Origin of the sequence: Pseudomonas fluvialis, from assembly GCF_002234375.1 — a bacterium.
GTDB classification, from domain to species: Bacteria; Pseudomonadota; Gammaproteobacteria; order Pseudomonadales; family Pseudomonadaceae; genus Aquipseudomonas; species Aquipseudomonas fluvialis.
In genome coordinates, this window is the sequence record NZ_NMQV01000023.1 from 45,749 (window position 1) to 58,806 (window position 13,058).

A 13,058-nucleotide genomic window follows, 5' to 3' on the forward strand; every position below is an offset into this window, starting at 1 on the left:
CTGCGGGGCGGCACACAGACAGGAGCGGGCATGGCCAGCCAGGAGCACGAGCAGGGACTGACCGGGCTGATCCTTTCCGGAGGCGGTGCACGTGCGGCCTATCAGGTGGGTGTGCTGGCGGCGATTGCTGACCTGCTGCCCAACGCCGTGCACAATCCTTTCCCGGTCATCGTCGGTACCTCGGCAGGGGCTATCAATGCCGTGGGCCTGGCCTGCGGTGCGGTACATTTCAGTGAGGCTATCCGCCGCCTGACCACGGTCTGGCAGGGCTTTCACACCGATCAGGTCTATCGCAGTGATTGGCAGGGGGTGAGCCTGCAGGCGCTGCGTTTTGTCGGCAACAGCGTGCTGGGAATCGGCCGGGCCGAGCCGGTGGCGTTGCTCGATAACCGGCCGTTGCGGCAGTTGCTGGCCCGCGAACTGGACTTCTCCGGGATCGCTGCGGCAGTGCGTATGCGGCGCTTGCGGGCTGTGGCGGTGACGGCCTTCGGTTACGAGTCGGCTCAGGCGGTGACCTTTTACCAGGGGCGGGCAGCCATCGATCCCTGGTTTCGCCATCGGCGGGTGGGCGTGCCAACGCGCCTTAATCTGGAGCACCTGTTGGCCAGTGCGGCGATTCCGCTGGTCTTCCCGCCGGTCAAGGTCAACCGCGAGTATTTTGGTGACGGGGCGTTGCGCCAGGCGGCGCCGATCAGCCCGGCCTTGCACCTGGGCGCCAGTCGCGTGCTGGTCATTGGGGTCAGCGGCAATACCCGTCAAACCGGGCCGGCACCCCGGCAGCAGACGGGGCAGCCGCCGAGCCTGGCGCAGATCGGCGGGCACATGCTCAACAGTACCTTTATCGACAACCTGGAAACCGACCTGGAGCTGCTCGAACGCATCAACCACATGAGTGCGCAGTTACCGCTGGCTTCGCCACCTCGCGGGCTGGGTATGCGCCCGGTGGACGTGCTGACCATTGCCCCGAGCAAGCCGCTGGATGAGATCGCCGCGCGGCATATTGCCGAGCTACCCAAGGCCTTGCGCCTGTTTCTGCGCGGCCCAGGGGCGACGCGTCGAGGGGGGGGCGGGGTACTCAGCTACCTGCTGTTCGAACCGGGCTATTGCAACGAGCTGATCGAGCTGGGCTACCAGGATGCCATGGCCCAGCAGGATGAGCTGCGCACCTTTCTCAAGCTCTAACCGGCCTTCAATCGGCGATCTGCAGTTGGCGTGCCTCGTGGTAGACGTAGCGAATCTTCTCGTACTCGAACGGCGAGTTGGTTTGTCCGTAACGGAAGGCGGTGTTGTCGCGGGTATCGATGGCCTTGAGCAGGTGCAGGGCCGGGTAGCGATCACTGGCACTGGCCATGCCCAGCCAGTCGACCTGGCTGTCCAGGCTGAAATCCACCACCAGGCCGCTGCCATCGCGCAAGTTGGACGGGCCGAGCAGCGGCAGCATCAAATAGGGACCAGCCGGTACGCCATAGAAGCCCAGGGTCTGTCCGAAGTCTTCGTTGTGCCGCTGCAGTCCCATACGTGTGGCCGGGTCCCACAGGCCGGCCAGTCCCAGGGTGGTATTGATGAGCAGGCGCCCGGTGCTATCCAGGGCGCGCCGGCCCTTGAACTGCAGCAGGCTGTTGAACAGGTTGGGTAACTCGCCCAGGTTGCGAAAGACGTTGTGTATGCCGCTGCGCACGAAGCCCGGAGTGACCTTGCGATAGCCATCCACCAGCGGCAGCAGCAGCCACTGGTCGGCGCGGTAGTTGAAGTGGTAGACGCGGCGGTTCCAGGCCTCGAACGGGTCATACACGTTGAGGGCGGCAAAGCTGGAACGCTCGAACTCGCGCTGGTCCAGTCGCGGATTGAAGTGCAGGCGCTGCATGGGATTGCGGAAACCGTCGGCATCAACGTCGTCGGCAGCCAGCAGCAGAGTGCCTGGAGCGGCCAGGCAGGCACACAGGACAAATAGGCGGGACAGATCACGGGGCATGGAAGAACTCCAGCATGTCGGCGGCATTGACCCGGTAGTCAAGGTTGCCGCAGTGACCGCCATAGGGATAGACCGTCAGGCGTGAGCCGAAGGTGCGGCGCAAATAGCCCAGGTCGCCCGGGCCGAGGATCGGGTCATCCGCGTTATGCATCACGGCCACCTTGCGGCTGTTGCCGAGGTACTCACTGAGCGCATACAGGCTGGCCTGCTCGATCAGCTGCGCTAGGCTGCCGCCATCATGCAGGGCGCGCCAGGAAGGGATCAGCTGCTCGCTCAGGTAACAGTCGAAATCGCAGAGCAGGGCACGCTTGAAATACTCGGTGAGGCGCGTGCTGTCGTTGATCGGCAGGCGTGGCGGAGTGATCAGCCCGCGCTGGTTGATCAGGTCCGAGGTGAAGGCAATGTCCGCCGCGGAAAAGCGGAACACCGTACCGATCAGCATGGCCAGCTGTTCGTCAGTGAGGCGTTCACCGGAGCGTTGGAAGTCATAAAGCATCGCTGCATTCAGGTCGACATGGCCTTTTTCGCTGAAGTAACGGGTGATTTTCTGCAGAACCACCTGGAAGTAGCTGGTCTGGTCGTCGATCCCCTGTACGCGGGTCTGTACCAGGCGATCGAGATTGCTCACCGAGGTGTACAGGTTGACCGGTGGGTTGAGCAGCAGCACGCGCTGGAAGTTGAAGCTTTGTTGCTGCTCGTCGAGATGGCTGACAAAGGCCGCCTGCAGGCCGCCCAGGCTGTAGCCGGTGAGGTGCCAGGCGCTGACCGGCAGATCGCGGTGGCGTGCCTGGATGGTCTGCATGACCCGGTACAGGTCGCGGGCATCATCGGGACTGAAGCCCGGGGTGGCGTTGGGCGACGCCGCCACCATGAAGTCGTAGCTGGTAGGCGAAGAGAGTTGTACCACATGGAAGCCGGCGCCGTAGAACAGCCGTTTCAGGTATTCCGGAGTGCTGCTGGCGTAGTGCGCGCCAGTGCCGGCAATGATGAAGATCAGCGGCGCCGGGCCGGGCTGGCTGGCCAGGCGGTAGCGCAGGCGGCGTACCGGCCAGAAGTTGGCAGGCAGGCGGTTGGCGCGCTCCGGGCGCAGATTGAGGCTGTAGTCGCGCTGGCTGATGGACTGCTCGTCAGGCAGGGCGGGGCGCAGCGCGACCGGGGTGCCGGCAATGGTGGCCTCGAAGGGATTGTGTAGCGGATAGCCATAGTCGTCGGCCAGTAGCCAGGTGGGTAGCAGGCAGATCAGTAGCAGCAATGGCCGCATGGCAACTCCTTGGGCAACGGGCAAACCAGGGGGTGAGACTGTGCTGCCGGGCAATGGTTCGTCAGGGCAGAATCTCCAGGTGTTCCAGCCAGATCACTTCGCAGGCGCCGTCCCCTGTGTCGTCCCGGCTCAGTGAGCTGACCCAGCGAAAGCCGTCATCACCTTCCACGCGCACCAGCTGGCCGCGCAGGCTGATGCGCTGCTCGCGTTTGACGCGAGCCAGGGTCTTGGCTACCACAGGGTTGGCCGGGATCATGTGCATGTTGGCGCTGTGCCGCTCGATGTCGCGGCGCGGGATGAAGAACTCATCGACCCGCCAGTAGTACCAGCGGTTGCGCTGGCTGATGGCCACGCGCTGGTAGTTTGCCGGTTCGGCCATGGGGCCCCAGCCCAGCGCCAGGTCGGTTGGCGAGAGTTGGGCCGGGCGGTCCAGGTAGTAATCCTCGCGGCCCAGTACCCGGGCTTCCAGGCTGAAAGGCTGTAGGGGAATGATGCGATGCCCGGAGAGTTGCAGCTGTCCATCAGGCAGGGACAGCGGCGGGGCCGGGGGCGTGGGGCGCAGCGCTGGCCAAATCAGCCACAGGCTGACCAGCGCGGCGGCAATGAAAACGAGGCGACGATTGAGCATGCCGGCCAGTGTAGCAGGCCGGCAGGCACGTCAGGCCTGGTGATGCAGCCAGGCGTGGGCGGGTATCTGCTGCCTGGCGACCTTGCGCCCCTCGATGCGCTGCCAGAGCTTCTCGTGGAAGTAGAAGCCCACCGAGTTGCACAGCGGTTCGATAGACGCTACCAGGCCGCCGGCCACCACGCTGCCAGTCAGCGCGTAGGTCACGGCGAAGGCGATGCAGAAGTGCATGAGGGTAAAGGTGAAGGTCTTGAGCATGGCGGCGGCTCCCGTGTTCGGTCGAGAATGCTTCTCTGTTGAACTCAGCTTAGGCCGCCGCCTGTTGTTGCGGAAATACAGCTTTTCTATGTGCTGGATAGCTTTTTCAGTCAGCCAACCTGGATCGGCGGCAGCTCCGGCAACTCGATGCTCAGCGCTTCACGCGGTGCCAGTACTTCGGCCTCGCCGTCGACCACCAGTTCGCCGGCCTGATTGCTGACGCGGGTCGCCAGGCGCACGCGGCCCTTGGCGAGCTTTTCCAGAACCTCAAGCTCCACGGTGAGCTGGTCGCCCAGTTTGACCGGACGGGTGAACTTGAGCTGTTGCCCCAGGTAGATGGTCCCCGGGCCGGGCAGTTCGCAGGCAATCGCCGCGCTGATCAACGCGCCGCTGAACATGCCGTGGGCAATACGCTCCTTGAACAGACTGGCCGCAGCGTATTCCGCATCCAGATGCACCGGGTTGCGGTCGCCGGATACGGCGGCAAACAGCTGGATGTCACGCTCTTCGACGGTTCTCTGCAGGCGGGCCTGCTGGCCGACTTCAAGGGTATCGTAGGGGAAGTTGCGAACCTGGGTCATGGGTACTCCTCGACAGGTAAAGAACCCCGCGCGAGCGCGAGGGCAATCAGTGGCAGCGGGGGTGCTGCAGGGCCAGTTCGATCCAGGCCAGCAGGTCTTCACTGACCTGCTGGCGATTGATTTCGTTGAGCAGTTCGTGACGCGCCTGCTCGTAGACATGCAGGCTGACCTGCTGGGCGCCAGCCAGGCGCAGTGCCTCGGCCAGTTCCTGCAGACGGCGGCCCTGGCTGACCGGGTCACACTGGCCGCCGGTGACCAGCAGCGGTAATTGTGGATCGATTTGCGCCAGCTGTTCCACCTGGCTGATCTGCAGCAGGCCGCCAAGCAGGTCCAGCCATAGCTGGTTGGTGCAGAGAAAGCCGCATAGCGGGTCGTCCAGGTAGCGCTGCACTTCGGCAGCATCCCGGCTGAGCCAGTCGAAGGCGCTGTGCCTCGGCTGGCAGGCCTGGTTGAAACGTCCAAAGGTCAGCCAGTTGAGTAGCCGGCTGCGCCCGCGGCGTCCCAGGCGCAGGCTTTCCAGGCGTGCGATGCTGCGTGCCGCCAGGTACTTGAGTGGGCTGGCCTGATAGTTGGAGCCGCTGAGTATGGCGCCCTGCAGGCTGCAGCTGTGCTGCATCAGGTAGGCCATGCCGATGTAGCTGCCCATGCTGTGGCCGAACAGCAGGATGGGGGTGCGTGGGAACTGCTGGCGAATGTGATGGTTGAGGCAGGCCAGGTCGCCGACCACCTTGTGCCAGCCGTGATGGTCGGCATAGTGCCCGAGCAGGCCGTGCTGTGCGGTCTGCCCATGGCCGCGCTGGTCGTGGCCGAACAGGCCGATGCCGTGCAGGTTGAGAAAATCGGCGAAGCGCGCATAGCGCGCGCTGTGTTCGGCCATGCCGTGGGCCAGCATGAGTACCGCGCGAGGCGCTTGTGCGGGCAACCATTGATTGACATACAGCGAGGTGCCGTCGGTGGCCTGTAGCCAGAACGAGGAATGCGGCATGACGGGAGATCCTTTGCCCTGTGACTGGCTGCATTGTGCACCGCCGCATGGCCCGGGCATAGCCTCGGCTGGCGCGTCAGGGGGAGCCCATGCCGGCTGTGCAGGCCGGACAATTCACGACACGAATCTGCGCGTGCGGCGTATTTGCCTGCTCGGGGCAAGCTGCTAAGTTCGCCGGGCACCCGTTAAACAGGCCAAGAGGACAACAACAATGCAGGCCGAGTTTTGGAACGACAAGCGCCCGCCGGGCGTGAGCAATACCCTGGACATGGGCGACTACCGCTCGGTGGTGGATGTGTTCGAGCGCTCCTGTCAGCGCTTTGCCGAGCGTCCGGCCTTCAGCAACCTGGGCGTGACCCTCAGTTATGCCGAACTGGATCGGCACGCCGCCGCTTTTGCGGCCTGGTTGCAACAGCATACCGATCTGCAGCCGGGTGACCGTATCGCCGTGCAGATGCCCAACATCCTGCAGTACCCGATTGCCGTATTCGGTGCCCTGCGTGCCGGTCTGGTAGTGGTCAACACCAACCCGCTGTACACGGCACGGGAAATGAAACACCAGTTCAGCGATGCCGGTGTGCGGGCGCTGGTCTATCTGAATGTGTTTGGCCACCTGGTCGAGCAGGTGCTGCCGGACACGCCGATCGAGTACCTGATCGAGGCGCGCATGGGCGACCTGATGCCGGTCGCCAAGGGCTGGCTGATCAATGCCCTGGTCCGTCATGTCAAAAAGATGGTCACGCCCTATCGCCTGCCGCAGGCGGTGTCCATGCGCAAGGTTCTGCGCCAGGGCGATCCGGCCAGCTACCGCACGGTTCCGCTATCCCTCGAAGACCTTGCGGTGCTGCAGTACACCGGTGGCACCACGGGGGTCGCCAAGGGGGCCATGCTCAGCCACGGCAACCTGGTCGCCAACATGCAGCAGGTGCGCGCTTGTCTGGGGCAGCTGGATGAGCAGGGGCAGCCACTGCTCCGCGAGGGCGAAGAAGTGATGATTGCGCCCCTGCCGCTCTATCACATCTATGCCTTTACCGCGAACTGCATGTGCATGCTGGTCACCGGCAACCACAATGTGCTGATCAGCAATCCGCGGGATATTCCCGGCTTCATTCGCGAGTTGAAAAAGTGGCGCTTCTCGGCCTTGCTCGGCCTTAATACGTTGTTCGTGGCGCTGATGGATCATCCCGAGTTCAAGGACCTGGACTTCTCTCGCCTGAAGGTCACCAACTCTGGTGGTACGGCGTTGGTCAAGGCCACCGCTGAACGTTGGCAGCAGATCACCGGCTGCTCGGTGGTGGAGGGTTACGGCCTGACGGAAACCTCGCCGGTTGCCAGCACCAATGCCTACGGGCGTCTGGCGCGCCTGGGGAGTGTCGGTATTCCGGTGCCTGGTACGGCCTTCAAGGTCATCGACGAGCAGGGTGTGGAGTTGCCGCTGGGCGAGCCGGGCGAGTTGTGCATCCAGGGGCCGCAGGTCATGCAGGGTTATTGGCAGCGCCCCGAGGCGACTGCCGAGGTGCTTGATGAGCAGGGCTGGCTGAAGACCGGGGATATCGCGGTGATCGACGAGGACGGGCATGTGCGTATCGTCGATCGCAAGAAGGATCTGGTGATTGTCTCCGGCTTCAATGTCTACCCCAACGAAGTCGAAGAGGTGCTCATGGCCCATCCGCAAGTGGCCAGCTGCGCGGTAATCGGTGTGCCGGACGAGCGCTCCGGCGAAGCGGTCAAGCTGTTCGTGGTGCCGCGTGATGCGTCGCTGAGCGTGGAGCAACTGAAGAACTACTGCCGGGAAAACCTGACCGGCTACAAGGTGCCCAAGCACATCGTGTTGCGTGACAGCCTGCCGATGACGCCGGTCGGCAAGATCCTGCGTCGCGAGCTGCGCGACCTGACCTGAAAAATCCTCACAAGTGCCAGCCTCCGGCTACACTCACCGGCAGCCGGAGGCCCGGCGCAGACGCTGGCGCGACCTGCCAGTAGCACCTTCGCAGATGGCGGCCGGAAAATGACTGCAATCAATAGATTGGGTCTATTTAATGACTGCTGAGCCCAGGTTTAGTGCTGGTCGAGGCCTGGCAAAACTGCTACGCTCGGCGCGCTTTTCTGTCCGGCCGCCCGGCCGGCAGACCCGTTTACATGACTATGACAATAAACAATCGCCCTTGAGGGCGGTGAAGACCAGCTGTCGTTTAGGAGTGGGCTTGCATGACCGAAAATTTCTGGAAGGACAAGTATCCGGCCGGTATTCCGACGGAAATCAATGCTGACCAATATCCAAATATCCAATCGGTTCTGAAAGAGTCCTGCCAGCGCTTCGCCAGCAAGCCCGCTTTCAGCAACATGGGCAAGACCCTCAGCTACAGCGATGTGTACGAGCTGTCCGGTGCCTTCGCCGCCTACCTGCAACAACATACCGATTTGCAACCGGGTGATCGCATCGCCGTGCAGTTGCCCAACGTGCTGCAATATCCGGTCGTGGTATTCGGTGCCCTGCGCGCCGGCCTGATCGTGGTCAACACCAACCCGCTGTACACCGCGCGGGAAATGGAGCACCAGTTCAATGACTCCGGTGCCAAGGCGCTGGTCTGCCTGGCCAACATGGCTCACCTGGCTGAAGAAGTGCTGCCCAAGACTGGCATCAAGCATGTGGTGGTGACCGAAGTCGGCGACATGCTGCCGCCGCTCAAGCGCCTGCTGGTCAATACCGTGGTCAAGCATGTGAAGAAGATGGTGCCCCCCTACAGCCTGCCGCAGGCCGTCAAGCTCACCGCCGCGCTGGCCAAGGGCAAGGGTAAGGCCGTCAAGGAAGCCACTCCGGCCAATCAGGATATCGCCGTACTGCAGTACACCGGCGGTACCACCGGCGTAGCCAAGGGCGCCATGCTGACCCATCGCAACCTGGTGGCCAACATGCTGCAGGTCAAGTCGCTGATGGGTTCGGAAATGCAGGAAGGCAGCGAAATTCTCATCGCGCCGCTGCCGCTATACCACATCTATGCCTTCACCTTCCATTGCATGGCCATGATGCTGGTGGGTGGGCATAACGTACTGATCACCAACCCGCGCGATCTGCCGGCGATGATCAAGGATCTGGCTGCCTACCGTTTCACCGGCTTCGTGGGGCTGAACACCCTGTTCGTGGCCCTGTGCAACAACGAAGATTTCCGCAAGCTGGACTTCTCCAGCCTCAAGGCCACCTTCTCCGGAGGCATGGCGTTGCAGCTGGCTACCGCCGAGCGCTGGCAGGAAGTCACCGGCTGTGCCATTTGCGAAGGCTTCGGGATGACCGAGACCAGCCCGGTGGTGTCGGTGAATCCTTTCCAGAATATCCAGATCGGCACCATCGGCATTCCGGTGCCTTCGACCCAGTGCAAGGTCATCGACGACGAGGGCAACGACCTGCCCATGGGCGCGATTGGCGAGCTGTGCGTGAAGGGGCCGCAGGTGATGAAGGGCTACTGGCAGCGCCAGGAAGCCACCGACGAGATTCTCGATGCCGCAGGCTGGTTGAAAACCGGTGATATCGCGGTGATTCAGGACGATGGTTTCATGCGCATCGTCGATCGCAAGAAGGACATGATCCTGGTGTCCGGTTTCAATGTGTATCCCAACGAGCTGGAAGACGTGCTGGCCACCCTGCCGGGCGTACTGCAGTGCGCGGCGATTGGCGTACCGGACGAGAAGTCGGGCGAAGCGATCAAGGTTTTCGTGGTGGTCAAGCCGGGCGAGAGCCTGAGCAAGGAGCAGGTCATGGAGCACATGCGTGCCAATGTGACCGGCTACAAGGTGCCGCGTTACGTCGAGTTCCGCGAGGTGCTGCCGACCACCAACGTGGGCAAGATTCTGCGTCGCGAGCTGCGTGACGAAGAGCTGAAGAAGCTCGGCAAGAAGTAAGCCGAGTCAGCGTGCGTTTGTGCAAGGCCCCGCTTCGGCGGGGCCTTGTCGTTTCAGGGCTGGCTAGGACTTGCCGAGTAGGCGGGCCAGGTCACCGAGCGCCTTGTAAGTCGCCGTGGCGGGCTTGTCGCTGCCGGGGGTGGCTTCGCGGTAGTACTGCTGATCGGTGTAGCGCGCATGTTCGTTGTCATGGCAATACAGGCAGAGCAGTTCCCAGTTGGAACCATCGGCTGGGTTGTTGTCATGGTTATGGTCGCGGTGATGCACCGTCAGTTCGCTGAGGCGCTTGCCGGAAAACTCCCGGGCGCAGCGTCCGCACACATGCGGGTAGAGCTTGAGCGCCAGGCGCCGGTAGCTTTCTTCACGCTCGCGGCGGTTGGCGGCAATCAGTTCATCAACCTTGCTCATGACCTTGTCTCCTGGTGAGCGCCGCTCAGGCCAGCGCCTGGCCTACCTGTAACAGCTTGAGGGTATTGCTGCCACCAATGGTGTGGTAGCTGTCGCCCTTGGTCAGTATTACCCAGTCACCCGGGTTGACCAGGCCGCGTTGCAGGAGTTCATCGACCGCCGCCTGGCTGAGGTGCTCCGCGGCAAAGGCGTCGATATCGAAGGGAATGGTGTAGACCCCACGCATCAGCGCCGCACGGGCCTGGGTGGCGCGTTGTGCCGAATAGGCGAAGATCGGCACGGCGGAGCGGATGCGCGACATGATCAGCGGGGTATAGCCGCTTTCGGTCAGGCAGATGATCGCCTTGACCCCGGGAAAGTGGTTGGCGGTGTACATCGCGGCCAGGGCGATGCTCTCGTCGCAGCGGCTGAAGGTGTGTCCCAGGCGATGGCTGGAGCGTTGGCTGGTCGGGTGCTTTTCCGCACCCAGACAGATGCGTGCCATGGCTTCTACGGCCTGCACGGGATACTGGCCGGCGGCGGTTTCTGCGGAGAGCATGACCGCATCGGTATAGTCGAGCACCGCATTGGCCACGTCGGAGACTTCGGCGCGGGTCGGCATCGGACTGGCGATCATCGACTCCATCATCTGCGTGGCGGTGATCACCAGTTTGTTCAGGCGTCGGGCGTGCTGGATGATCTTCTTCTGGATGCCGACCAGTTCGGCATCGCCGATCTCCACCGCCAGGTCGCCGCGGGCGACCATCACGCCGTCGCTGGCGCGGATCAGCTCATCCAGGGTGTGGTCGTCGGCTACCGCCTCGGCACGTTCGATCTTGGCGATCAGCCAGGCATCACTACCGGCTTCCTGCAGCAGCTGGCGGGCGTAGTGCATGTCGGCGGCATCGCGCGGAAAGGACACCGCCACATAGTCCAGGTGCAGCTCGGCGGCCAGCTGGATGTCGCGTTTGTCCTTGTCGGTCAGCGCCGGCGCGGTGAGCCCGCCGCCCTTGCGGTTGATGCCCTTGTAGTCGGACAGCGGGCCGCCGATCAGTACCCGGCAGCCCAGTTCGTCGCTACTGACACGCTCCACCTGCATTACCACCCGGCCATCGTCGAGCAACAGCTGGTCGCCGACCTGGCAGTCCTTGACCAGGTCGGGATAGTCGATACCTACCACCTGCTGGGTACCGGCATCGCGCGGGTGACTGATGGAAAAACGGAAGTGATCGCCGGCGGCCAGCTCGATGCGTTTCTCGGCAAAGCGGGCAATGCGGATCTTCGGGCCCTGCAGGTCGCCCAGCAGAGCCACATGGCGCCCGGCCGCGGCAGCCAGCTCGCGGACCAGACGCGCCCGTTCGCGGTGCTCATCGGCACTGCCGTGGGAGAAGTTCAGGCGTGCCACATCCAGACCCGCATGGATCAGGGCGTTGAGGGTGGCAGGGGTGTTGCTGGCCGGGCCGAGGGTGGCGACGATCTTGCTGCGACGAAGGGTCATGCGAGGCTCCAGGTTCAAGAGTGCAGCGAGGCTACACCGAGCTGACTCTGTAGTCATGCCTGGCCTCGCACTACCTCGTCGCCGGGGGTGCAGCCCTCAGGTCTGGCTGGGTTTGAGCACCAGCAGGTCGCAGTGCACGGCCTCGAGGATGCGTTCTGCCGTGTTGCCGAGCAAGGCCCGGTCCAGATGGCTGCGCGATACGGCCCCCATCAGCAGCAGGTCGATGCCGCTCTGCTCGACGAACTGGGGAATGCGCTCCTCGGCAAAGCCTTCCAGCAGGTGTTGCTGGTGGGCCTGCAGCGCATAGGGGGCGAGCAGCTGCTCGAAGGCCTGGCGGTGCTGTTGCGCGCAGCGTTGTGCATAGCCTTCGTAATCAGCGATCAGCTCGGCATCGAAGACCAGTGTTCGTGGCAGCGGGGCATAACAATGCAGATAGTGGGCTTCCAGGCCGAGACTGGTGGCCAGCTCCTGGCCGGTGCGAATCAGTTGGTGATCCAGTGCAGCAGGCTTGTCGGCTACATGCATGGGGTCAAGCGCGGCGGCCAGCTTGTGGCCTTGCCATTCGGCACGATGCACCAGCCATAAAGGCACCGGGCACTTGCGTATCAGCTGCCAGCAGCTGTTGCTGAGGAACAGGCGCTGCAACAGACCATGGTTCTTGCTGGCCTTGAACACCAGGTCCGGCTGGCGCTCGGCGACGCGGTCGAGCACGGTCTGCTGCACCGACTTGCCCCAGCGGACTTCCACGCTGACATCCAGTCCCTCGGCGCGCAGCGGGGCGGCCAATTGTTCAGCCCAGGCACGGCGTTGCGTGAGCAGGTCGCTGCGGGCCTGCTCCAGGCGCGTACTATCCAGCCACAAGGCACCTTCCAGGGCTGGGGTGAACTCGCAGAGCAGCAGGTCAAGGTGGGCCTGACTGTGGCGGGCCAGCCAGGCTGCACGATTGAGTGCCGGTTGGGCTTCCTGAGTAGGGTCGAGCACGACCAGCAGTTGCTGTAGACGCATGGCAGGGATTCCTCGCAAAGGCTAGGCCTGTATTGCAGCCTAGCTTGTCCGGCGGCGGCTTGATCTGCGTCACGCTGCGACCAATGGCCACGCCATGAGCTGCTGAGACCTGCGCCGCGCTGGAGAAAACGACCCGCCAGCCGATACACTGGCACACGGAGGAACCCTGCCATGCGAATCTTTTTCCTGCTCGGCCTGTATCTGCTTCTGGCTGGCTGCACCCGGCTGACCGCCAACCACCAGCTGGACGAGGCTTACCGGGCCTATGCCGCCGGCGATTGTGCCGCGGTGGCACTGGCCCTGTCGCGGGTTGAACGGAGCATTCGTGCGCGCCCCTACCTGCAGCCGGAGGTTTCCCTGTTGCGTGGACAGTGCCTGGAGCGCCAGCAATTGTTTGTCGACGCCGGGCAGACCTACCAGTTCATCCTCCAGCATTACCCGCGCAGCGAGTATGCCTTCCGCGCCCGTGCGCGCCTGGATACCTTGCAGCAGCTCGGTCATTGGCCGGCTACGGATGTGCAGGTCAGCACTGCCCGGGATCAGCCCTTGCCGGGCAAACCCTAAGCCTTTCAAGGAAACTTCTGCATGC

13 protein-coding genes are annotated in these 13,058 nt (G+C 63.4%); 4 read left to right on the forward strand and 9 right to left on the reverse strand.

Annotated elements, in window-relative coordinates; translation table 11 throughout:
* Positions 1-30: 30 nt before the first annotated feature.
* Positions 31-1,182, forward strand: coding sequence for a patatin-like phospholipase family protein (locus CFY91_RS12480; protein WP_093986704.1), 1,152 nt, complete (start codon positions 31-33; stop codon positions 1,180-1,182).
* Positions 1,183-1,189: 7 nt separating this feature from the next.
* On the opposite strand, the gene CFY91_RS12485 is transcribed toward CFY91_RS12480, so the two are convergent.
* From CFY91_RS12485 to CFY91_RS12510, 6 genes are all read right to left on the reverse strand, one after another.
* Positions 1,190-1,972: an MlaA family lipoprotein gene (locus CFY91_RS12485; protein ID WP_093986705.1), complete on the reverse strand. Its 783-nt coding sequence runs from the start codon at positions 1,970-1,972 to the stop codon at positions 1,190-1,192.
* Positions 1,962-3,233: an alpha/beta fold hydrolase gene (locus tag CFY91_RS12490; protein WP_093986706.1), complete on the reverse strand. Its 1,272-nt coding sequence runs from the start codon at positions 3,231-3,233 to the stop codon at positions 1,962-1,964. Before CFY91_RS12490 ends, CFY91_RS12485 begins: the two co-directional genes overlap by 11 nt.
* A 61-nt stretch (positions 3,234-3,294) precedes the next feature.
* Positions 3,295-3,861 (reverse strand): hypothetical protein, encoded by a 567-nt coding sequence (locus tag CFY91_RS12495; RefSeq protein WP_093986707.1) that lies wholly within the window; start codon positions 3,859-3,861, stop codon positions 3,295-3,297.
* Between the two features lie 30 nt (positions 3,862-3,891).
* Positions 3,892-4,116, reverse strand: coding sequence for a DUF2061 domain-containing protein (locus CFY91_RS12500; RefSeq protein WP_093986708.1), 225 nt, complete (start codon positions 4,114-4,116; stop codon positions 3,892-3,894).
* Between the two features lie 110 nt (positions 4,117-4,226).
* Positions 4,227-4,697 carry a MaoC family dehydratase gene (locus tag CFY91_RS12505; RefSeq protein ID WP_093986709.1) on the reverse strand — a complete coding sequence of 157 codons (471 nt, stop codon included), beginning with the start codon at positions 4,695-4,697 and terminating at the stop codon, positions 4,227-4,229.
* Between the two features lie 46 nt (positions 4,698-4,743).
* On the reverse strand, positions 4,744-5,682 hold the full coding sequence (locus CFY91_RS12510; RefSeq protein WP_093986710.1) for an alpha/beta hydrolase: 939 nt from the start codon (positions 5,680-5,682) through the stop codon (positions 4,744-4,746).
* Between the two features lie 211 nt (positions 5,683-5,893).
* On the opposite strand from CFY91_RS12510, the gene fadD2 reads away from it, so the two are divergent.
* Positions 5,894-7,582: a long-chain-fatty-acid--CoA ligase FadD2 gene (gene fadD2 / locus CFY91_RS12515; RefSeq protein WP_093986711.1), complete on the forward strand. Its 1,689-nt coding sequence runs from the start codon at positions 5,894-5,896 to the stop codon at positions 7,580-7,582.
* 308 nt (positions 7,583-7,890) lie between these two features.
* Positions 7,891-9,579 (forward strand): long-chain-fatty-acid--CoA ligase FadD1, encoded by a 1,689-nt coding sequence (fadD1, locus tag CFY91_RS12520; RefSeq protein WP_093986712.1) that lies wholly within the window; start codon positions 7,891-7,893, stop codon positions 9,577-9,579.
* Positions 9,580-9,642: 63 nt separating this feature from the next.
* Here the strand turns inward: fadD1 and CFY91_RS12525 are convergent, their stop codons facing one another.
* The 3 genes from CFY91_RS12525 to CFY91_RS12535 all read right to left on the reverse strand — a co-directional run bounded on the left by CFY91_RS12525 (position 9,643) and on the right by CFY91_RS12535 (position 12,469).
* On the reverse strand, positions 9,643-9,987 hold the full coding sequence (locus CFY91_RS12525; RefSeq protein WP_093986713.1) for a YajD family HNH nuclease: 345 nt from the start codon (positions 9,985-9,987) through the stop codon (positions 9,643-9,645).
* Positions 9,988-10,012: 25 nt separating this feature from the next.
* Entirely contained in the window at positions 10,013-11,464 is a 1,452-nt protein-coding gene (gene pyk / locus CFY91_RS12530) for a pyruvate kinase (RefSeq protein ID WP_093986714.1), read from the reverse strand.
* A gap of 96 nt (positions 11,465-11,560) precedes the next feature.
* Positions 11,561-12,469 (reverse strand): universal stress protein, encoded by a 909-nt coding sequence (locus CFY91_RS12535; protein WP_093986715.1) that lies wholly within the window; start codon positions 12,467-12,469, stop codon positions 11,561-11,563.
* 171 nt (positions 12,470-12,640) lie between these two features.
* On the opposite strand from CFY91_RS12535, the gene CFY91_RS12540 reads away from it, so the two are divergent.
* Entirely contained in the window at positions 12,641-13,033 is a 393-nt protein-coding gene (locus tag CFY91_RS12540; protein ID WP_093986716.1) for a tetratricopeptide repeat protein, read from the forward strand.
* Positions 13,034-13,058: the final 25 nt, after the last annotated feature.